We start from the raw sequence: 20,673 nt of genomic DNA, 5'->3' as shown, positions 1-20,673 counted from the left end.
CCTAGCCGGCGAATCGTAAAATTTTACGCAATCCGGGCAGGCCCATTTCAGCCTGTTTCCCGGTTTTGCCGCCCCAGCCAGGCGCGTTAAGCAGACCAAAACGGCCCGTCTCCCATTATCTCCCCGAAAGCAACAAAGCCCGGCACGCCGAGGTCGAGGGGGACCCGGCGAAGCCAGGGAAGGGGATGTCAGATGGAGACCGCTGCTCGCTCGCGCGCCTGGCGCGCAATCCTTGTGCTGTGTGGATTGATCCTTTTCGGATCGGCCGCCGAGCTTCGCGCCGGCTCGCTGCTGTCGCCGGGAGCCGGCGTTCTCGTGCGCAAGTCCGCCGAGCCGTTCGGCGTGTTCGCCTTCGCCATTTCGTCCGGCAGCCTGCGGCAGAAATGGCTTGCGCTGAAGGACAGGCTCGACGACGACATGGTGCAGCTGACGCTGTGCGACGGCGACCGGGACAATTGCGCATCGCCTGCGGCCCTGAAGCTGCTCGCCATCGTCGACCAGGCCCGCGCTCGCGACGGCCGCGCCCGCCTCGGCGAGACCAACCGCGCCATCAACCTGGCCATCCGGGCCGCCAATGACGGCATCGACGACGTCTGGAGCTCGCCGCTTGCGACCTTCGCGAACGGCACCGGCGATTGCGAGGACTACGCCATCGCCAAGCTGGCCGCGCTGCGGCTCGTCGGAATTGCCGCCGAAGACCTTCGCATCGTCGTGGTGCGCGACCTCAGGGCCGGTGAAGATCATGCAGTCGCCGCGGCAAAGCTCGACGGCCACTGGCTGATGCTCGACAACCGCCGCATGGCGATGCTCGAGGACGAGGCTGCGCGGAGCTACCAGCCGCTGTTCGCGCTCGACCGGTCGGGCGTGCTGAAATATGTCGACGAGCCCGTACGATTCTCCATGGTCGCTGCCGAGGTCCGTTGACCGGTCCGGCGGACTCATAGCCCGGACATCACTTCAGACTTCCCCCACAAGGCCATTCCACCGCGCCATGCGTGACGCTAGCATGGCCGAGGCCGTGCCGGGGGACGAAAGAGAATGCGCATCACCTTGCTGTCTGTGCTTGCGCTACTGGCATTGCCGGCCGCCCCGGCCCTGGCGCAATCCGCGCCGTCCGACCGCTCCATCGCCGATCGGCTTCCGCTATTCACCAAGAACAATTGCCAGCAGATTCGCGACCCCGGCAACCAATTGTTCTGCGGTGATGCCACGCTCGCGGCCGCCGCCGAGAAGCTGAGCACGGCGATCGAGGCGCGGCTCGCCCGCCTGCCCGATCGCCTGCCTGCGATCGAGGAGAATGCGATCTGGATCCGCCAGCGCAATCTCAGCTGCGGCATCGTCGGGCAGAGTCCCGTCCGCGCCGACGATTTCGATCGGGTGAAGGCGTGCCTGCTCAAGGTGACCGAGGAGCGCGCCGCGATCGTGCGCGATGCCGACTTCGACTGCCTGGCGGCCAACACCACGGCGGGCGCGCTGATCTGCGCGGACCCATCGCTGGCGCTGGCGGAGACCGAGCTCAATGGCCAGGTGCTCGGCCTGATCGGCAAGCTGGACCCGACCGCGGCGCGCTTTGCCTTCGCCGAATTTGGCAGGTGGACCCGCGAGCGCGATCGCAAATGCAACCTGGTCGGCAAGGAGAACGTGCCGCTGCAGGAGCTCGAATCCGCGGAGGACTGTCTCGCCGATCATCTGAGGCGCAAGACCGAGGAAATCCGCGCGGCCAAGGGAGACCCAAGGAAGGCGTTCGGCCGGCAGGTCGCAGCCCGCCTCCCCGATACCGACGCGATCGACTTCTGCGCGGCGCGGATCCATGCGGCCAATTCCTGCGGCAATTTCCTGCGCATCAACCGCGTCTACGCGCTCGACAGCCAGGTGACCGAGCAGGAGGCGCAGGTCACGGGCGAAATCGAGATGGCCGTGCTGGCGCCCTTCACCATGTGCAGCAAGGTCGCGACCACCTGCACCGGCACATGCTGGGACGCACGGACGGGCCGTCCGCAGGCAGGCGCCGCCAACAACGGGCGCTCGGCGGAATCCTTCAACGTAACGCGCCGCCTGCGCATCCAACGGACCTTTGCTTTCGTGAAGGCCGCCGACGGCTGGCGCTGCCGGGAGGACGAGCTGGCCCCGGTGAATGCGGGGACGGCGGGCGGGGGATCGTAGCTTGTCTCTTCTCCCTCTCCCCGCTCTTCGCGGGGAGAGGCTTGGGGTGAGGGGCTGTCTCTGCGATCACGGTGAGAGTTGGACTCGCGAAGTGTCCCCCTCACCCGCATCGCATCTTCGATGCGACGCGGCCTCTCCCCGCACGCGGGGAGAGGCCAGAAGCATCAGAACATCAGATTGTCCTTCACCAGCACCCAGCGGCCGCCCTTGACCTGCTGCACCTGGGTGATGGTGTTGGCGAGGTGGTCGGTCTTGGAGAACTTGGTCGGCGGCGAGTTGAAGATGTCGAGGAACTTCTCGCCCGATTCCAGCGCATCGAGCATCTTCTGGCCCGTGAGATCCTTGCCCGCCTTCTGCGCATAGAAGGCGAAGGTCATCATCGCATTGTAGCCGATGATGGCCTGCGTGTTGGCGTCGGCGCCGAACATCTTCTTGTAGTTGACGAGCCAGTCCTTCACCTTGCCCTTGGCGGTGTCCTCATAGGGAATCTCGAAGCCGCTGGCGGCGTAGAGACCCTCGACGGCCTCCTTGCCCAGTGCAGGAACCTCCATCACGTTGGTGGGGGTGGCACCGAGGAAGGTGACGTCCCAGCCGAGCTTCTTGGCTTCGGACATCGCCCCGATGGTCTCGCGGAGCACGGTGCCGAGCACGACGAGGTCGCAGCCGTCGGACTTCATCTTGGCCACCTGCGCGCTGAAATCGGAGGCGCCGCGCTTGTAACTCGTGATCGAAGCCGGCTGCGCCTTCATGGCGGTGAGCTGCTGATTGAAGCCGTCGAGCACGTTCTTCCCGTACTCGTCGTCCTGATGCATGATGCAGGGCTTCTTGAAGCCCTTCCATTCCATCATGTATTTCAGCGCGGCCCGGGTGCTCTCGACGTAGGGCAGCAGATTGTTGAACTTCAGCCGCTCCTGCGGCTTGGCCGGGTCGAACTTGAAGGTGAACTCGGCCGCCGTCAGCGGGAACAGCTGCAGCACGCCGGCGTCGAACAGGATGTCCTGCGCGGCGAGCACGGTCGGCGATCCCATCGGTCCCACCATCGCGAAGATCTTGTCGCGCTCGATCAGCTTCTGCGAAGCCAGCACCGCCTTCTTCGGATCATAGCCGCTGTCCTCGACGACCAGGCGGATCTTGCGGCCGTTGACGCCGCCCGCCGCGTTGATCTCCTCGGCTGCCATCTTCATGCCGTTGGAGACCGGAACGCCCCATCCCTTGATCGGACCCGACAAGTCCTGATGGGTGCCGACGACGATCTCTGTTGCCGAGATGCCCTCGTTGGTGACCTTGGTCTGCGCCGCGGCCGGCAGACAGGTGAGCACCATTGCACTCACAGCAAGGCCGAACGCGCTGAACGATTTCGACATTGACGTCTCCTCTCCTAAAGGCCCGTGTTACGCGAAGGGCGGGGGCCGTCGCTCCTTCGCTTTCTCAGATGCGACTTTTTTTTTGCGCATGCCCCTTCTCGGAAACCGACTTTTCCGGGGCATGCGCATGCGTCATGCCACAGCGCGCTGGCGATACATCGCTTCGATCTCGGCGGCATAGCGCTTGTTCACGAAGCCGCGCTTCAGCTTCATGGTCGGCGTCAGCTCCTCGTCTTCCGGCGTGAGCTGGCGCTCGATCAGGTAGAACTTCTTGATGGTTTCGACGCGGGCAAAATTGCCGTTGACCTGCTCGATCTCGCGCCAGATCAAGTCCTGAATCTCCACTGCCCGGCACAGGCTGGCATAATTGGTGAAGGGAATGTCGTGGTCCTGGGCGAATTTCTCGACATTCTCCTGGTCGATCATCACGAGGCAGGTCAGATACGGCCGCTTGTCGCCGATCACGACGGCATCGGAGATGTAGGGCGAGAACTTGAGCTGATTCTCGATCTCGGACGGCGTGATGTTCTTGCCGCCGGAAGTGATGATGATGTCCTTCATCCGGTCGGTGATGCGGACGAAGCCTTCATTGTCGATGGTGCCGACGTCGCCGGTGTGCAGCCAGCCGCGTGAATCGATGGTCTCGGCGGTCTTCTCCGGCTGGTTCAAATAGCCCATGAACAGGAAGTCGCCCTTGATCAGGATCTCGCCCTCGGGCGACAGCGCGACCTCGCCCCAGGGCACCGCGGTGCCGACCGAGCCAAGCTTGATCCGCTCCGCCGGCATCATGGTGGCGACGCCGCAATTCTCGGTCTGGCCGTAGACCTCGTGCACGTCGATGCCGAGCGCGAGATACCAGCGGATCAGCTCCGGCGCGATCGGCGCTGCGCCTGTGAAGGCGATGCGGCAGCGGTCGAGCCCGATCATGCGGCGGATGTTGCGGAAGGCGATGCGATAGGCAAGACCATTGGCGATACGCAGCGACAGCGGCGGCGGCTTGCCCTCGAGCCTGTACTCGACCATGCGGTAGCCGATGCCGATGGCGCGGCGATAGACCCATTGCTGCAGCGGCGTCGCATCCTTCAGCGCGATGGTGATCGCTGAGTAGAATTTCTCCCAGATGCGCGGCACCGCGAGGAAGACGGTCGGCTGCACCTCGCGCAGATTGTCCGGTACTGTCTCCGGGCTCTCGGCGAAATTCATCACCGAGCCGAGCGCGACCGAGATGTAATAGCCGCCGATGCGCTCGGCGACGTGGCAGAGCGGCAGGAAGATCAGCCTGTCCTCGTCCTCTCGCGCCGGGATGAAGTCGTTGGCATGCCGCATCTGGTGGATGACGCTGCGGTTGGCGTGCATCGCGCCCTTGGGCGGGCCGGTCGTGCCGGACGTGTAGACGAGGATGGCGAGATCGCCGGGGCCGCGGCTGTCGATCATCTCCTGCCACAGCGCCTCGCGCCCGACCATGTGATTGCGGCCGAGCGCGCAAAATTCGTCGAGGGACATCACCATGTCGTCGGAGAAGCCGCTGAGACCCTCCATGTCGAACACGATGATCTTCTGCAAGGACGGGCAGCGCGCCCGGCAGGCGAGAATCTTGTCGAGTTGCTCCTCGTCCTCGGCGAAGATGACTTTCGTCCCGGAATCGTTGACGAGGTATTCGACCTGGGACGAGGAATCGGTCGGGTAGATGCCCGAGGAGACGCCGCCGGCGCACAGGATGCCCATGTCGGCATGGACCCATTCCGGAACGGCGTTGGCGATGATGGAGGCGACCTCGCCGGGCCTGAAGCCGATCGCATGAAGCGCGTAGGCGATCTCCTTCGAGATTTCCAGCCATTGGCGCCAGCTCGTCGGCTGCCAGATGCCGAACTTCTTCTCGCGGATAGCCGGCCGATCGCCCCGCGTCTCCGCAGCGCGCAAAAAGCTCTTTGCGATCGTATCAGCGACCGTCAGCACCGCCGTTCCGGCCATGCGCGTCTCCTCCTTGTCGCTCTGCCCTCCGCTGCCTGCCTTGCCGGCGGTCTTTGCTTGCGGGCAATCCCATCTTACTGCCGGCGCTTCCTCACCGCCACGTCTTCTTCTTCTTCCAACGCCGCTCGCCTCGCGCGCCGGCTTCCTTGGCGCCAAGGTAGAACTCCTGGATGTCCTGGGAATGCATCAAGCGGTCGCAGCTGTCGTTCATGACGATGCGGCCGATCTCCAGCACGTAGCCGTAATGCGCCGTCTCCAGCGCCACCTTGGCATTCTGCTCGACCAGCAGGATCGACATGCCCTGCTCCTCGTTGACCCGGCGGATGATGGTGAAGATCTCCTTCACCAGCAGCGGCGACAGGCCGAGCGAGGGCTCGTCGAGCAAGAGCAGCGTCGGCCGGTTCATCAGGGCGCGCCCGATCGCGAGCATCTGCTGCTCACCGCCGGAGAGCTGGCCGGCCGGCTGGTTGATGCGCTCCTTCAGGCGCGGGAAATAGCCGTAGACGCGCTCCAGGTCCTCCGCCACGCCGTCACGGTCCTTGCGCGGATAGGCGCCCATCATCAGGTTCTCGCGCACCGACAGGAACGGGAACACCTCCCTCCCCTCCGGCACATGGCTGAGGCCAAGCCGGACGATCCGGTCCGCCTCCATGCGCTGGATCGGCTTGCCCAGGAATTCGATCGAACCCTTCTGCGGGTCGAGAATGCCGGAGATCGTCTTCAACACGGTGGTCTTGCCGGCGCCGTTCGCCCCCAACAGCGTGACGATGCGGCCGCGCGGCACCTCCAGCGAGATGCCGCGGATCGCCATGATCGGTCCGTAATAGCTCTCGATGTTGGAGAGCTTGAGGATGATATCGGGTGTCGCCGCAGCATCCATGCGTCAGGCTCCCAGATACGCGGCGACGACGTCGGGGTGCTGCTGCACTTCGGCGGGCGAGCCCATCGCCAGCACCCTGCCGTAGTTCAGCGCGATGACCCGGTCGGAGACGCGATTGACCAGCGACATGTCGTGCTCGACCATCAGCACGGTGATGCCGAGCTCGCTCTTCATGTCGCGGATCCAGAACGACATGTCGTCGGTCTCCTCGACGTTGAGGCCGGAGGACGGCTCGTCGAGCAGGATCAGCTTCGGTTCCGAGCACAGGGCGCGCGCCAGCTCGATCACCTTGCGCACGCCGTAAGGCAGGCCGGAGATCAGCTTGTCGCGATAGGGTTCGAGATCGAGGAATTCGATGACCTGCTCGACCCTGCGGCGGTGCACCTTCTCGTTGGCCCGCACGCTCGGCAGGAACAGCAGCTCCTGCCAGAGCTGCGTGGTCGAGTGCCGATGGCGGCCGACCAGAAGGTTGGAGAGCACCGTCGCATTCTCGAACAGCTCGATGTTCTGGAAGGTCCGGGCGATGCCGAGCTTGGCGATGTCGTAGGGCGCCTCTTCCGTGATGTCCTGGTCCTCGAAGAAGATCCGGCCCGACGTCGGCCGGTAGATCCGCGAGATCAGGTTGAAGATCGAGCTCTTGCCCGCCCCATTCGGCCCGATGATCGACAGGATCTCGCCCTTCTCGAGCGCGAAGGACACCGCATCGACGGCCTTGAGGCCCCCGAAATGCAGCGACAGGTTCTCGGCGCGGAAATAGCTCATCGGTTGCGCTCCGACTTCACGTAGATCTTCTGCCGCTTGAAGGTGGCGCGCTTGTAGAGCGGGAATAGCTGGAAGAAGAGCTTGATCTTCAGCCAGCGGCCGTAAAGGCCGAGCGGCTCGAACAGCACGAACAGCACGATGATGATGCCGTAGATCGCGCCCTTCAGGCCGTTGAGCGAGGCGAACGCCGCGACCTTCGACTGAATATCTCCCGCGGTGGCCGGGCCGGCGCCGAAGGCCGCCGCGATCCCGGCGATCACGCCGGGCATGTCGTCCTTGAGGTAAGTCAGGAACGGATCGATCATCACGATGAAGATCGCGCCCAGCACCGCGCCGTGCAGGCTGAAGGCGCCGCCGATCAGGATCACGATGATGAACTCGATCGAGAGCTGCAGCGTGAACATTTCCGGCGAGATGAAGGAGAGCTTGTGGGCGAACAGCACGCCGGCAAAGCCCGTGATCGCCGCCGAGATCGCAAAGGACTTCACCTTGTAGAGTGCGACATTGACGCCCATGCTGCGCGCCGCGGTCTCGCTGTCGCGGATCGCGACGAAGGCGCGTCCGGTCGGCGAGCGCAGCAGGTTGAGCGCGCCGACGATGGTCAGCACCAGGACGGCAAGACAGAGATAATAGAAGGTCGGGCTGTCGCGCGGCACCGTGACGCCGAGCAGCGACAGCGTCTTGACCCGCATGCCCTCGTTGCCGTGGGTCACGCTCTCCCAGCGCGCCAGGATCTCCTCGACGATCAGGGCAAAGGAGATGGTGGCGATGACGAGGTAGATGCCGGTGAGGCGCAGGGCGGGAAAGCCGACCATCGCGCCGATGATGCCGGTCAGGCCGCCGGCGACCAGGAAGTACACCGGGAACGGCACGTTGTATTTCTGCAAATATGCGGCGGTGTAGGCCCCGATGGCGAGGAACGCAGCGTGGCCGAGCGAGGCCTGGCCGGTGAAGCCGGTCAGGATCAGAAGCGCGACGCCGACGATCGCATAGATGCAGACGAACACCAGCTGGCTCATCAGATAGCTGGAGAGCACATAGGGCGCGATCAGCAGCAGCGCGAGCAGGATGCTGTACGAGACCCAATAGCCCGAATGCGGGAAAAGCTTGATGTCGTCCTCGTAATCGGTCTTGAACAGGAAGCGCATGGCGTTCAGACCTTCTTGCGGACGTGGTGGCCGAACAGGCCTTCAGGCTTCAGGAGCAGCACGGCGAGCAGCACGAGATAGGGCGCGACATCCTTCCAGCCTTCGGGCAGGTAGAAGCCGGCCATGCTCTCGATCACGCCAATCAGGACGCCGCCGACCACCGCACCCGGGATCGAGCCGAAGCCGCCGAGCACCGCGGCCGGGAACGCCTTGAGGCCGAGCACGAGGCCGACATTGGAATGGATGAACGTGATCGGCGCCAGCAGCACGCCGGCGCAGGTCGCCACCGCCGCGCTGATCGCCCAGACGATCGACACCACCCGCTTGACCGGAATGCCCATGTAATATGCGGCGAGCATGTTCTCGGAGCTGGCCCGCATGGCGGTGCCGAGCGTGGTCTTGTTGAAGAACAGCCACAACAGCGTGCACAGGATCATCGTCGCCGCGATCACCGACAGCTTGTCGTAGGCGAGCACCAGCGAGCCGATCCGCAGCACGCCCTGGCTGAACGGGGTCTCGATCTTCAGATCGTCGGTGCCCCAGATCATGCCGGCGATCGAGCGCAGGAAAAAGCCGAGGCCGATGGTCGCCATGATGATGGAGAACTGTGGATAGCCGAGGATCGGCCGCACCACCACGCGCTCCGCCAGCATGCCGAACAGCGCCATCGCGGCCACCGCACCGGCAAAGCCGATCCAGTAGTTCAGACCCATCATGCCGATGAAGGTGAAAGCGAAGAAGCCGCCGAGCATCATCAGATCGCCCTGGGCGAAATTGACGACCTCGGTGGCCTTGTAGACGAGCACGAAGCCGAGCGCGATCAGCCCGTAGACGCAGCCGAGCGCAACACCGCTGACCAGCTGCTGAACGAAATCCAGCATTGACGCGCATCCTCCCGATGCAACCGGCAGCTCTTCCCGACCGCCGTGCCGCATCTTGTGTCCAGTCGCTACGCAGTCGTTTCGCTGCGTTAGCGCCATTTGTCCGGAACCAATTCAGCCTGAACCGCCCGGCGCTGTCAACAAACGGTGACTTGTCGGTGTGACTTGCCTTTAGTCCAATCCGGATGACGGAATTTGCTGCAGCGCGATTCACCGTGCCGAAACATCTTCGGATCATGCTCGGAAGCGATGCAAAACCGGATGGTGTGGCCGTCATGAAGCCGGACAGCTCGGCGCTCGAAGTCATGGGGTTAATGAAGCGTTTTGACCGTCTGGCGGTCGACAGCCTCGATCTGACCGTCCACGCTGGCGAATTCTATGCGCTGGTCGGCCCCAACGGCGCCGGCAAGACCACGACTTTGCGCATGGTTGCAGGCCTGCTGCGCCCCGATGCCGGCAGCGTCTCGATCTTCGGCATCGATGCGCTCCAGGAGCCCGTGGCCGCCAAGCAGGTAATGGCGTGGGTCTCCGACGAGCCGATGATCTACGACAAGCTGACCCCGCTCGAATATCTCGAATTCGTTGCCGGCCTCTGGGGCATCGCGCCGCCGGTCTCCGAACCGATCGCGCAGGACCTGCTCTCCTCGCTCGGCCTCGCGCCGCACCGGCACGAGCGCTGCGAGGGGTTCTCGAAGGGCATGCGTCAGAAGGTGGCGCTGGCCGGCGCGCTGGTGCACGATCCCCGCCTCATCATCCTCGACGAGCCGCTGACGGGGCTCGATGCGGTCTCGGCCCGGCATGTGAAAGGCCTGCTCAGCGAGCGTGTCCGGGCCGGTTGCACCGTCATCATGACCACGCATATTCTCGAGGTGGCCGAGCGCATGGCCGACCGCATCGGTGTGATCGCTTCGGGCCGCCTCGTCGCCGAAGGCACGCTGACCGAATTGCGCCAACAGAACGGCGATGCCGACACCAGTCTGGAGGATCTCTTCATTGCGCTGGTGACGCTGCCGGAAGCCGCATGAGCTCGGCGACCGCGCTCTCCTGGTTCGCCCGCCACGAGCTCCGGCTCGCCTGGCGCGAATGGTTCGCCATGATGACCGGCGGACGGCGCAAGCGGACGCGCGCCGCAATCATCGGCCTGGTCTGCTTCGCCGCGCTGCTGCACCTGCCGGCCTGGGCGGTGATCGGCCGTTTCGCCGATCTGCAGCTGCCGCTCGACAAATCCTCGCTGATCGTGATCTCGGCGACGATCTTTCTCGCCTGGACCTTGATGTTGTCGCAGGCGATCGAATCGGTGACGCGGGTGTTTTACGCCCGTGCCGATCTCGACCTGATCATGTCCTCGCCGGCGCGGCTCGCCAATCTGTTCTCGGTCCGCATCGCCGCCATCGCGCTGACCGTCACCGCGATGGCGCTGCTGTTCTCGACGCCCTTCATCGACGTGCTCGTGATCGGCGGCGGCGCGCGCTGGCTCGCGGCGTTCGGGGGCGTCGTCGCCATGGGCCTGTCGGCCGCGGCGATCGCGATCGCCGTCACCATCCTGCTGTTTCGCCTGATCGGCCCGGCGCGGACGCGCCTGATTGCCCAGATCCTCGCCGCGATCATCGGCGCCGGCTTCGTGATCGCGCTTCAGGTCGCCGCGATCATGTCCTACGGCACGCTGTCGCGCTTCACCATTCTGACCTCCGGCACCTTGGCCACCTACGCCCCCGATGTCGACAGCATCTGGTGGTGGCCGGCGCGGGCCGTGATGGGTGACACCGAGGCCCTGCTGCTGCTCCTGGCGCTCGCTCTGGTGCTGCTTGGAAGCGTCATGGCGGTCTTCTCGCACCGCTTTGCCGACACGGCGATCGACGCCGCGGCCTACAGCACCTCCGGCGGCAGGCGTGCGAGGGAGCGGCCGTTCCGCAGCGGCTCGCGGCAACAGGCGCTGCGGCGCAAGGAATTCTCGCTGCTCTGGCGCGATCCCTGGCTGATTTCGCAGACCCTGATGCAGCTGCTCTATCTGGTGCCGCCGGCCTTGCTGCTCTGGCGCAATTTTGGCGATAGCTCGGCGGCGCTGACGCTGATCACGCCCGTCATCGTGATGGCAGCCGGGCAGCTCGCCGGCGGACTTGCCTGGCTGACCATCTCGGGCGAGGACGCGCCCGACCTGGTCGCGACGGCGCCGTTGACGCCATCCAGCCTCATCCGCGCTAAGATCGAGGTGGTGCTGATCGCGATCGCCGTCATCTTCTGCCCGCTGGTCGCGGCACTGGCTTTCGCCTCGCCCTATCAGGCCGCGATCAGTGCCGGCGCGGTCATCGTCAGCGCGGCCTCCGCGACCGCGATCCAGCTCTGGTTCCGGGTGCAGGCCCGCCGCAGCCAGTTCCGGCGCCGCCAGACCTCGTCGCGGCTGGCGACCATTGCCGAAGCCTTCTCCTCGATCGGCTGGGCCGCGACGGCAGCGCTGCTGCTCGCGCTCCCTGTCGCGGGCCTCATCAGCGGCCTTATCACCGCGGGCCTCGTTGCAGTCACCTGGAAGTTCAGCCCAAGGCGGGACTAGGATGAGGGGGCGACCGGTGCGACACTGACGCGCTGTTGATCGCCAGCTGTTGGCGCGGCTCGGCATTGCACGCTACACTTTGTCCTGGGCGTCATCGGGGACGGATTCATGTGGCGACTTGTTTCGGCGGCTTTGGCGCTGTTCGGCGCAGCTCTCTCACCTGCCCTCGCCCAGCAGCCCCAGCGCAGCGAGTGCCTGGCGATGGCGAACGCCGCGCCCCGTGCGATGCCGGTCGCGTTCCGGCAGGCGGCGGCTGCGGCCGAGGTCGAGATCAGCTATGCCGGCCATTCCACCTATTACATCGACACGCCCGGCGGCTTGCGCATCGCGACCGATTACAGCGGCGCCTATCAGGTGGGACGGCTGCCCGACGTCGCCACCATGAACCGCGCCCATAGCACCCACTACACTCTTTTCCCCGACAGGCGCATTCCCCACGTGCTGCATGGCTGGAGCGAGGACGGCAAGCCGGCGATCGTATCGGAACGCATCGGCGATGCCTTCATCCGAAATGTCACGACCGACATCCGCCGTTATTTCGGCGACGATGCCGGCTCCGACATGATCCGCGACGGCAATTCGATCTTCATCTTCGAGGTCGCGGGCCTCTGCATCGGCCATCTCGGCCACCTCCATCACAAGCTCGACGACAGCCATTTCGCCCAGATCGGGCGGCTCGATATCGTGATGGTGCCGATCGACGGCACCTACACCATGTCGCTGGACGGCATCTCCGAGATCACCAGGCGGTTGCGGGCCTCGGTGGTGCTGCCGATGCACCGCTTCGCGACCCCGCTCGACGACTTCATGCGCCGGATCGGCCAGCATTTCGAGATCGACCGGCACTCCGGGCGGTCCTTCCGGATGTCGCGGGATGCGCTGCCGTCGAAGCCGACGGTGATCATCCTCGACGGGGTCTGAGACGCAATTTTCTCCAAGCCGGCCGCCGGCCGGTCGTGTTGATCTGCCTGCAACAGGAGAGCGACATGACCGACTTTGCCAGACTCTTGCACGCGGACGGACCGAACCCCGAGCATGCGGCGGCACTTCAGCTCTATGGCCGCTTCGTCGGCGACTGGGATGCCGAGATCACCGCCCATGGATTCGATGGCACGAAACACACCGCCCCCGGCGAGATTCATTTCGGCTGGGTGCTGGAGGGCCGTGCCGTCCAGGACGTCTGGATGATACCCCGGCCGACGGGCGCGCCGGCCTTCCCGATCGCCGGCAATTGGTATGGCACAACGCTGCGCGTTTACGATCCAACCATCGATGCGTGGCGGATCTCCTGGTTCGATCCCGCCCGCAGCATCTTCCGTCACCAGATCGGGCGTCGGCGCGGCGAGGACATCGTGCAGGAAGGTACGACCGAAGCCGGCGAACTGACGCGGTGGAGCTTCACGGAGATCAGCCAGGACTCCTTCCATTGGCTCGGCGAAACCAAGCCCGCAGCGGCGCAGGATTGGCGGCTGATGGTGGAAGTCAAAGCACGACGGCGCTGGCCCTAGGCATCGGCCGGCCGAGATATCGAAACGAGAAGAGGGACCGGGATGTCGTTCCCGGCCTCTCTTCGTCGTGGCCGCTGGGAAGCGTCCTTGAAACTCTTTGTCCCGTCAGCCGGCACCCATCAGCGAAGCCGGACGGGGCGCGCCGGTGGAGACGAACATCTTCTTCAGCTTGTTGATGACGCGGACCAGGAAGCCGATCATCACAGGATTGGTCTTGCGGCAGAAGGCGATCTTCTTGACGTGGCCTTCCACGTGCCATTTGGCATGCGCGCCGTTGCGGAAGAAGATGACGTCGCCGGGGCCGTAGCGCTTGGGCGGCATGCCGTCGCTTTCGAGCACGATCGATCCTTCCATGATCATGATCGTCTCGTCGATGTCGTAGTACCAGTTGAAGCGCCCTTCGGTGCACTGCCAGATGATGGTCTGGGCGGTGCGATCTTCGCTGGTGGACAGGACGCGCGAGCGCGCGACCGGATTACCCTCGATGATCCAGGACGGCTCGATCGGGCTCGGCTCGAGGTCCACATTGAAACTGCCGACTTCAATCAATGCCATTTGCTTCCTCGGAAATGATATTTTGCGGCCGGCTCCGGCCGGGAGTGCTCGAAAGATGCACGGACGCTAATCGCCCGTTTCTAATTCTTTCTTACATCGATTTCGAGAATCAGCCGGAAGCAACACGTGCAGACGGTTAACGTCGTAATTCCCTTGCAAATCCGCGGACATGACCGGGTCCGTCCCGGGTGCGACAAAGTGCGCGCCGGCACCGGAACGGAGCCGCAACAATGCCGTTGCGGCCGCGCTCGGCCGCTCGTCAGCGATCAAACAGAGTGATCCAGACTACTTCGCCCACTCGCCCTTGCGGAACACCGGCACCTTGCTGCCATCGGGCAGGATGCCGTCGATATCGGTCTCGGCGGAGCCGATCATCCAGTCGATATGGATCAGGCTCTGGTTGCCGCCTTGCGCCGCGATCTGCTGCGGGGTGAGCTGCGCGCCATTGACGAAGCATTTCGAATAGCATTGGCCGAGCGCGATGTGAGACGCCGCGTTCTCGTCGAACAGCGTGTTGTAGAACAACAGCCCGCTCTGCGAGATCGGCGAGGAATGCGGCACCAGCGCCACTTCGCCGAGACGGCGGGCGCCCTCGTCGGTGTCGAGCACCTTGTTCAGCACCTCCGCGCCGCGCGAGGCCTTTGCGTCCACGATCTTGCCGTCCTCGAAGCGCACCGCGATGTTGTCGATCAGCGTGCCCTGATAGGACAGCGGCTTCGAGCTCACGACATGGCCGTAGACGCGGCGGCAATGCGGCGTGGTGAAGACCTCTTCGGTCGGGATGTTGGCGTTGCAGCTGATGCCGTTCTTGGAGAGCGAGGCACCGCCTTCCCATTCGTGGCCGTCGGCCAGGCCGATGGTGAGGTCGGTGCCCGGTCCCGAATATTGCAGGGCGCGAAAGCGCTGGCCGTTGAGCCAGTTGGTCCGCTCGCGCAGCACCGCATTGTGGCTGGCCCAATTGGCCATCGCATCCTCGCGATCGACGCGGGACGCCGCGAAAATGGCATCCGCGAGCTTGCCGACCGCGACCTCCTCGGGATCGTTGGGGAAGACCTGCTTGGCCCAGGACGGGCTCGGATAGGCGATGATGTTCCAGTTGGTGTCGAAATTGACGATCTTCTCCAGCGCGGGCTGGTACGCCATCGAATTCGCCTTGCTCGCGCGCGCCACCTTGGACGGATCCTCGCCCGACAGCAGCATCGGGTTGTCGCCGACGATGGCGAGCCGCGCGGTGTTCTCCGAGAACGCCTTGGCCATGCCCTCATAGAGCCAGCCGGCGGCACGATCGAAACTGCTGTCATGGCCGTGGCGATAGCGCGCCAGCGTCATCTCCTCGTCCGACAGGATCGGCGTCACGATACCGGCGCCGGCCTTGTAGGCATGCACGGCGATCCGCCGCACCAGCGGCAGCGCGATCGCGGGCGCGGTCAGCAGCAGATCCTGTCCCGGCCGCAAGCCCAGGCCCACCTTCACCGCCACCTCGGCCAGCCGGTCGAGCTTCGCGGGATCGATGGGAGCGTTGGAATTGCGGTGATCAGTCATGCCGGGCCCTCTGCCGAAAGTCTCTGGTTCAATCTAAGCCTAGCACCGCAAGGCGCAAGTGCGCGAGCACCTTGCGACACGGGGAAGATACGCAGTTTCACGCATATTGGTTTTCAACGCGTTGCCGATTTCAGCACCCGGTCAACCATGGCAGGCGCGAGTCCGAGGTAATTTTTCGGTGAGGTGAGCGCCTCGATTGTGACACGGTCGATGCGGCTCGAGACGCGGGAGTCGGAGGACAGCGCATCCGCCAGGCTCAAGCCTTTGTCGTTGGCGAGCCGGCAAGCGTCATAAACTACGTCATGGGCCTCCTGCCGGCCGAGCTGCGGCGCGAGCCCCATCATGACCGCTTCGGCCACGATCAGGCCGCGGCTGATCGCGAGATTGTCGTTCATCTTCGCCTCGTCCACCATGAGGCCCGCAAGTGCAAACTTCGCCTGATGCAGCGCGCCGGCGGTCAGCACGAAGCTCTCGGGGATGGCCATCCATTCGGCGTGCCAGGGACCCGTGGCGCGCTCGAAATCCTGCACCATGGCGTCGAGCATCAGGCCGGCGTGCTGGCGCACCGCCTTGGACGCCGCCAGCATCAGTTCCGACGAGATCGGATTGCGCTTCTGCGGCATGGTCGAGGAGGCGCCGCGCCCCTTGACGAAGGGCTCGTAGACTTCGCCGAACTCGGTCGAGGCCATGATCATGATGTCGAGCGCGATCTTGCCGAGCGAGCCGGTGACGAGCGCAAGGAAGTTCACCGCCTCGGCAAAGCCGTCGCGCGCGACGTGCCAGGTCGAGACGGGAACGCCGAGCTTCAGCTCGGCGCAGAGCGCCTCCTGCACCTCGAATCCCTTCTCGCCCAGTGAGGCCAGCGTCCCGGCGGCGCCGGCGAACTGACCGACCAGCACGCGCGGCTTCAGCTCCGCCAGCCGCTCGGCGTGGCGATCGAACATGGCGAGCCAGATCGCGGTCTTGTAGCCGAAGGTCACCGGCAGCGCCTGTTGAAGGTGGGTGCGGCCGGCCATCGGCGTATCGCGGTGGCGTCCTCGAGAGGTTCGCCAGGATGCCGCGGAGCTCGTCGATGTCGCGCGCCACGATCTCGAGCGCAGCGCGGAGCTGCAGCACCACGGCGGTATCCATGATGTCCTGGGTGGTCGCGCCCCAATGCACGTAGCGGCCGGCCTCGCCGCATTGCTTCACAATCTGATGCACCAGGGGGAGGATCGGATAGCCGACGATGTCGGTCTCCTGCCTGAGCAGATCGAAATCCAGCGCGGCGACGTCGGTCCGCGCCGCGATCGCCTCGGCCGCCTGCTGCGGGATCACGCCGCACCTGGCTTCCGCCTTCGCCAGCGCCACCTCGACCTCGGCATAGCGCGCGACCAGCCCGACGTCGGAGAACACCTCGCGCATCTCAGGCGTGCCGAAGGCGTCGCGGAACAGCATGGAATCGAGCACGGTGGTGGAAGCGCTGAAGGCGGGCATGGGTGTTTCTTCGTGGTTGGCGTCTTGTATGGCGGCAGCTTACGCAGCTTGCTCGACAGGGCAATCGACATTCGCTGTTCACCACATCTTCGATGCCGTATGATTTGCCGCGGCAGATGTTCTGCCCCGCCCTCCGCTCCGTGATCTGCGGCTTCCGCTGCGCTTCAGCACGTCAGGACGACAGACCGACAGTCCGATCCAACCGCAACATTCCAGCGACGGTTGTATTCCCTCCGAAAACCGCATGACTGCCATCACGCGATAGCGATGAACCAAGAGCGCCAGTCGGCAGACTCACGTTTTTCGACCCAAATTTCATTTTTGTCATTTTGCCTGCTCATTTCGTCACGAGGCTCGAGTTTCCACGTGCAGTTCTTGTTCCGGGACCATCTTCTCGATACCGACCGGCGCGAGCTGAGCCGCGAGCAGGTTCCCATTGCCGTGGAGCCGCAGGTTTTCGACCTCGTCGTCCACCTCATGCAGAACCGCGACCGGGTGGTCAGCAAGGACGAGCTGATCGACAAGATCTGGCACGGGCGCAGCGTCTCCGAATCCACCCTGACCAGCCGGATCAACGCCGCACGCAAGGCGATCGGCGACAGCGGCGCGAGCCAGGCGCTGATCCGCACCATCGCCCGCAAGGGTTTCCGCTTCGTCGGCGACGTCGAGGCCAAGAATGGCGCGGTGAGCGGCGCGATCGCGCCGGACCCTGGCCGCGCCGCCGGGGTGCCGCGCGCTGCGCTGGCGCTTCCCGAGCGGCCCGCGATCGCCGTGCTGCCCTTCACCAATATGAGCGGCGAGGCCGGACAGGATTATTTCTCCGACGGCATCAGCGAGGACATCATCACCGCGCTGTCGAAGCTGCGCTGGTTCTTCGTCATCGCGCGCAACTCATCCTTCGTCTACAAGGGCCGCGCCGTGCATATCCGCGAGGTCGCGCGCGAGCTCGGGGTGCGCTACGTGGTCGAAGGTAGCGTCCGGCGCAGCGGCGAGCGGGTGCGCATCTCGGCCCAGCTCAACGACGTCTCGACCGGCAGTCATCTCTGGGCCGAGCGCTACGATCGCGAGCTCGCCGACATCTTCGCCGTGCAGGACGAGATCACCGAGGCGATCGTCGCCGCGATCGAGCCGCAGCTCTATGCCGCCGAGAGCTTTCGCGCCGAGCAGAAGCCGCCCGGCAGTCTCGACGCCTGGGATCTCGTGATGCGGGCATTGTCGCACCATTGGCGTATCACCCGCGAGGACAACGCCGCTGCGCAAGCGCTGCTCGAACAGGCCGTCGCGATCGATCCCGCCTATGGCAAGGCGCTGGGCCTGCTCGCGACCAGTCACATCTTCGGCGCGCATATGGGCTGGGCCGACATGGAAGCTACGATTCCCATCGCTGAGCGCTCGGCGCTCGCGGCGGTGGAGGCCGACCGCGAAGACGCCTGGGCCCATCACGGCCTCGCCTACACCTATCTGTTCCGGCGCCGCTTCGATGACGCGCTGGCCGAGTTCGAGCTGGCGCTGCAGCTCAACCCGAATTTCGCGATGGCGCACGCCTTTACGGCGTGACGCTGTGCTATGCCGGCCGATGGCAGGACGGCGACGCCGCCGCGCGCCGCGCGCTGCGGCTCAGTCCGCGCGATCCACTCGCGGCGATCTATTGCGGGGTTGCGGCCTATGCCCGGTTCGTCGGCCGCGACTACGAGGGTGCCGTGCAGATGTCGCGGGAATCGCTGCGGCAACGCGGCGATTTCGTCGGTGCGCACCGCGTGCTGACGGCTGCCGCCGGGATGTCGGGAGATCCAACGCTCGCAGCGTCCGCCCTGGACGGTCTACGCCGCGCTCAACCGGCGGTCTCGCTCGCCTGGATCACGCGCGAGCTGCCGATGCTGCGGGACGAGGATCGGGCGCATTACCTGGAAGGATTGCAGCGCGCGGGAATGACGTGACAGCGGCTCGACAAATGATGCCCTAATCGTCGTCAGGCCCGAACAGCCTGATCTGCGGGATGCCGCCGCGCGGCCGGCCGGCATAATCGCGCGCATCGGAATCTTCGCGGATGTTGCGCGCGACGTCGTCCCAATCGGTGCGGTCGCGCATGCCGCGCTGCTCGCGTCCCTCATAGTAGTGGCGGCGCTCGGACCAGCGTTCGCGACGCTCGATGCGGCGCCGCTCGGACGCAGCGCGCCTCACGTCGGAATCCCTCGCCTTGGCATAGGCGTTGTCAGGTGAAGAGGCCGGATCGACTGACGCTTGCTGCTCGCCGGGCTTTGCGGCTCTCGGTGACGATGCGACCGCTGGCTTGGACTGTTCCTTGGACTGTTCCTTGGGCGGCTCAACCGCGGCCGCCTGCGAGGGTGGCGGTGCCGGCGGTTCGGCATTGGCCTGAGCGGGCTGCGCGTCCGGCTTTGCGGCTTCAGACTTTGCGGCTTCAGACTTGGCTTCGGCCTGCGCCGGCGCGGCGATCATGGCGCCGAAGGCTTGCGAGCCGGTGAGATAATTGACGCGTTCGGAGGGTGCGTTTGTCGCCACCGGCGCGCCGGCGGATTCGGCGCGCTGCGCCATCTTGCTGGTGTCCGGGCCCTGTTTGGACGCGACCGGATTCATGATGTTGCCGGCCACGATCCCGCCGCCCAAACCAATGGCGATCGCTGCAACGATGGTTCCGGCACCGACGAAATAGGCTGTCGAGGCGCGCATTGATCCACTCCCTCTTTGGAGCGAGCAACGCGCGTTGATTGCCGGATGTTCCTGGTGTGAAGGCAGTTCCGAAAGGAACTTGAGCGTCAGATCTGCTGTGCGACCTTCTCGAGGCCGATGATGCGGGCGAGCTTGCGCACTTCTTCTTTCTGGTCGTCACGCAACTGGAACAGCAGCGGCATCGCCGCCGACTTCAACTGCTGCACCTCGTCGCAATTCGGATCGATCGGCACGCCCGGCGCATGCGGATTGGAGAGCTTGTTGGCCGAGATCTTGCGGACGACATTGCGCAGCGCGGTCTCGACCGAGGGCCAGTAATATTCCTGCGACGACGACAGCTTCAGGCGGTCCCTGATGCCCGCGATCTGCATGTCGGACAGCAGCGTATAATTCTTCTGCGGCTGCGGCTTGGCCACCACCTTCGGCTTGGCGGGGACTTCGACCGCGGGAACCTCCGCCGCGGCGGGCGCCTCGGACACCGCCGGCTTGGGCATCGGGAAATCGGAGGGTGTTGCAGCAGCGAAGGCCTGGCGCAGCGGCTCGGTCAGCAAGGGTGCTTGCGAGAGCCTGTCGGCGGGCACCTGGACCGGCTCGATCGCGGCCGATGCCAAGGCGAGGGTCGGGACCAGACGGTCGGCCTTGGCGGCGCGGTTGGTTGCGAGCGGCTTGGGCGGAGGCGTCTGGGCGATCATGTCTTCGCTGACGCTGGGGACGCTGTCGCGGCCGAGAATGGCGGTGGTGGCGGCGCCGAGGACGAGGAAGCAGGTCAGCACAACGATGGTGATGGCTTTGGACAAACGTCTCTCCGGGAACCGACGCTTCACGAGTTTGTTAACGATGCCCGGGAAAAGGGCACGAATTATGGCTTGAGTGCGCCTTCGTTGCGACAATCAGCATGTCTGCAGCGACATTTTGCGTAAAAGGCAAAGGAAATCAGGCAGCTGCGGCCAGATCATAGGCGTCCTGGATGTCCGCGACGATCTCCGAGGCCTCCCAGACCGCGCGCGGCTCGACCGATTGCAGCGCCACCGTCCAATTGCCGCCCCGGCGGGTGCGGGGGACGCTGACGATGTCGAAGCGGACGTTGCGGCACAGCGGGTGGCGGGCCAGGGCATGAGCGACGCGGACGCGGATTTCGTCCAGCGAAGCCGCCGTTTTGCAATTGAGATAATCGAAGTCCATCGCCT

The 20,673-nt window shown here is 65.0% G+C and carries 17 protein-coding genes and 2 pseudogenes; 7 read left to right on the top strand and 12 right to left on the bottom strand.

Features of this window, described 5'->3' with window-relative positions:
• The first annotated feature begins 192 nt into the window (after window positions 1-192).
• On the top strand, window positions 193-924 hold the full coding sequence (locus ACETMP_RS27300) for a transglutaminase-like cysteine peptidase (RefSeq protein WP_375158579.1): 732 nt from the start codon (window positions 193-195) through the stop codon (window positions 922-924).
• Window positions 925-1,038: 114 nt separating this feature from the next.
• Window positions 1,039-2,163, top strand: coding sequence for a lysozyme inhibitor LprI family protein (locus ACETMP_RS27295; protein WP_375158578.1), 1,125 nt, complete (start codon window positions 1,039-1,041; stop codon window positions 2,161-2,163).
• Window positions 2,164-2,327: 164 nt separating this feature from the next.
• Here the strand turns inward: ACETMP_RS27295 and ACETMP_RS27290 are convergent, their stop codons facing one another.
• From ACETMP_RS27290 to ACETMP_RS27265, 6 genes are all read right to left on the bottom strand, one after another.
• Window positions 2,328-3,527: an ABC transporter substrate-binding protein gene (locus tag ACETMP_RS27290; RefSeq protein WP_257182515.1), complete on the bottom strand. Its 1,200-nt coding sequence runs from the start codon at window positions 3,525-3,527 to the stop codon at window positions 2,328-2,330.
• A 132-nt stretch (window positions 3,528-3,659) separates the two neighbouring features.
• On the bottom strand, window positions 3,660-5,498 hold the full coding sequence (locus tag ACETMP_RS27285; protein ID WP_375158577.1) for an AMP-dependent synthetase/ligase: 1,839 nt from the start codon (window positions 5,496-5,498) through the stop codon (window positions 3,660-3,662).
• 91 nt (window positions 5,499-5,589) lie between these two features.
• The gene (locus tag ACETMP_RS27280; protein WP_028138669.1) at window positions 5,590-6,378 is read right to left on the bottom strand and encodes an ABC transporter ATP-binding protein; all 789 of its coding nucleotides are present in this window, start codon (window positions 6,376-6,378) and stop codon (window positions 5,590-5,592) included.
• A gap of 3 nt (window positions 6,379-6,381) precedes the next feature.
• Entirely contained in the window at window positions 6,382-7,140 is a 759-nt protein-coding gene (locus ACETMP_RS27275; RefSeq protein WP_126259595.1) for an ABC transporter ATP-binding protein, read from the bottom strand.
• On the bottom strand, window positions 7,137-8,288 hold the full coding sequence (locus ACETMP_RS27270; protein WP_375158576.1) for a branched-chain amino acid ABC transporter permease: 1,152 nt from the start codon (window positions 8,286-8,288) through the stop codon (window positions 7,137-7,139). Before ACETMP_RS27270 ends, ACETMP_RS27275 begins: the two co-directional genes overlap by 4 nt.
• A 5-nt stretch (window positions 8,289-8,293) precedes the next feature.
• Window positions 8,294-9,169: a branched-chain amino acid ABC transporter permease gene (locus tag ACETMP_RS27265; protein ID WP_028138672.1), complete on the bottom strand. Its 876-nt coding sequence runs from the start codon at window positions 9,167-9,169 to the stop codon at window positions 8,294-8,296.
• A 275-nt stretch (window positions 9,170-9,444) separates the two neighbouring features.
• Here ACETMP_RS27265 and ACETMP_RS27260 point away from each other — a divergent pair, with 275 nt between their 5' ends.
• The 4 genes from ACETMP_RS27260 (at window position 9,445) to ACETMP_RS27245 (ending at window position 13,225) form a co-directional block, all read left to right on the top strand.
• Window positions 9,445-10,194, top strand: a complete 750-nt coding sequence (locus ACETMP_RS27260; RefSeq protein ID WP_375162002.1) for an ABC transporter ATP-binding protein — start codon at window positions 9,445-9,447, stop codon at window positions 10,192-10,194.
• Complete coding sequence (locus ACETMP_RS27255; protein WP_375158575.1) at window positions 10,191-11,717, top strand: permease; 1,527 nt, start codon at window positions 10,191-10,193, stop codon at window positions 11,715-11,717. The genes ACETMP_RS27260 and ACETMP_RS27255 overlap by 4 nt, the downstream gene beginning before the upstream one ends.
• A gap of 108 nt (window positions 11,718-11,825) precedes the next feature.
• Complete coding sequence (locus tag ACETMP_RS27250) at window positions 11,826-12,638, top strand: MBL fold metallo-hydrolase (RefSeq protein WP_375158574.1); 813 nt, start codon at window positions 11,826-11,828, stop codon at window positions 12,636-12,638.
• 65 nt (window positions 12,639-12,703) lie between these two features.
• Window positions 12,704-13,225 (top strand): hypothetical protein, encoded by a 522-nt coding sequence (locus ACETMP_RS27245; protein WP_375158573.1) that lies wholly within the window; start codon window positions 12,704-12,706, stop codon window positions 13,223-13,225.
• Between the two features lie 105 nt (window positions 13,226-13,330).
• Here ACETMP_RS27245 and ACETMP_RS27240 read toward each other — a convergent pair whose 3' ends face one another.
• The 3 genes and pseudogenes from ACETMP_RS27240 to pcaB all read right to left on the bottom strand — a co-directional run bounded on the left by ACETMP_RS27240 (window position 13,331) and on the right by pcaB (window position 16,798).
• Window positions 13,331-13,780 (bottom strand): cupin domain-containing protein, encoded by a 450-nt coding sequence (locus ACETMP_RS27240; protein WP_375158572.1) that lies wholly within the window; start codon window positions 13,778-13,780, stop codon window positions 13,331-13,333.
• 285 nt (window positions 13,781-14,065) lie between these two features.
• The gene (locus tag ACETMP_RS27235) at window positions 14,066-15,322 is read right to left on the bottom strand and encodes an aminopeptidase (protein ID WP_028138678.1); all 1,257 of its coding nucleotides are present in this window, start codon (window positions 15,320-15,322) and stop codon (window positions 14,066-14,068) included.
• Window positions 15,323-15,435: 113 nt separating this feature from the next.
• Window positions 15,436-16,798: pseudogene (gene pcaB / locus ACETMP_RS27230) on the bottom strand (3-carboxy-cis,cis-muconate cycloisomerase).
• 366 nt (window positions 16,799-17,164) lie between these two features.
• Here pcaB and ACETMP_RS27225 point away from each other — a divergent pair.
• Window positions 17,165-18,735 (top strand): annotated as a pseudogene (locus ACETMP_RS27225) (winged helix-turn-helix domain-containing tetratricopeptide repeat protein).
• Between the two features lie 22 nt (window positions 18,736-18,757).
• Here ACETMP_RS27225 and ACETMP_RS27220 read toward each other — a convergent pair.
• The 3 genes from ACETMP_RS27220 to ACETMP_RS27210 form a co-directional block, all read right to left on the bottom strand.
• A complete protein-coding gene (locus ACETMP_RS27220) occupies window positions 18,758-19,486 on the bottom strand; it encodes a hypothetical protein (protein WP_375158571.1) in 729 nt (242 codons plus the stop codon).
• 86 nt (window positions 19,487-19,572) lie between these two features.
• On the bottom strand, window positions 19,573-20,283 hold the full coding sequence (locus ACETMP_RS27215; protein WP_375158570.1) for a hypothetical protein: 711 nt from the start codon (window positions 20,281-20,283) through the stop codon (window positions 19,573-19,575).
• Between the two features lie 136 nt (window positions 20,284-20,419).
• The gene (locus tag ACETMP_RS27210) at window positions 20,420-20,668 is read right to left on the bottom strand and encodes a hypothetical protein (protein WP_375158569.1); all 249 of its coding nucleotides are present in this window, start codon (window positions 20,666-20,668) and stop codon (window positions 20,420-20,422) included.
• Window positions 20,669-20,673 lie beyond the last annotated feature (5 nt).

Source organism: Bradyrhizobium dasycarpum (assembly GCF_042019905.1).
Lineage (GTDB): Bacteria > Pseudomonadota > Alphaproteobacteria > Rhizobiales > Xanthobacteraceae > Bradyrhizobium > Bradyrhizobium japonicum_B.
The sequence above is the reverse complement of the archived record's forward strand: the minus strand, read 5'-3'. Positions and strand labels throughout refer to the sequence as shown.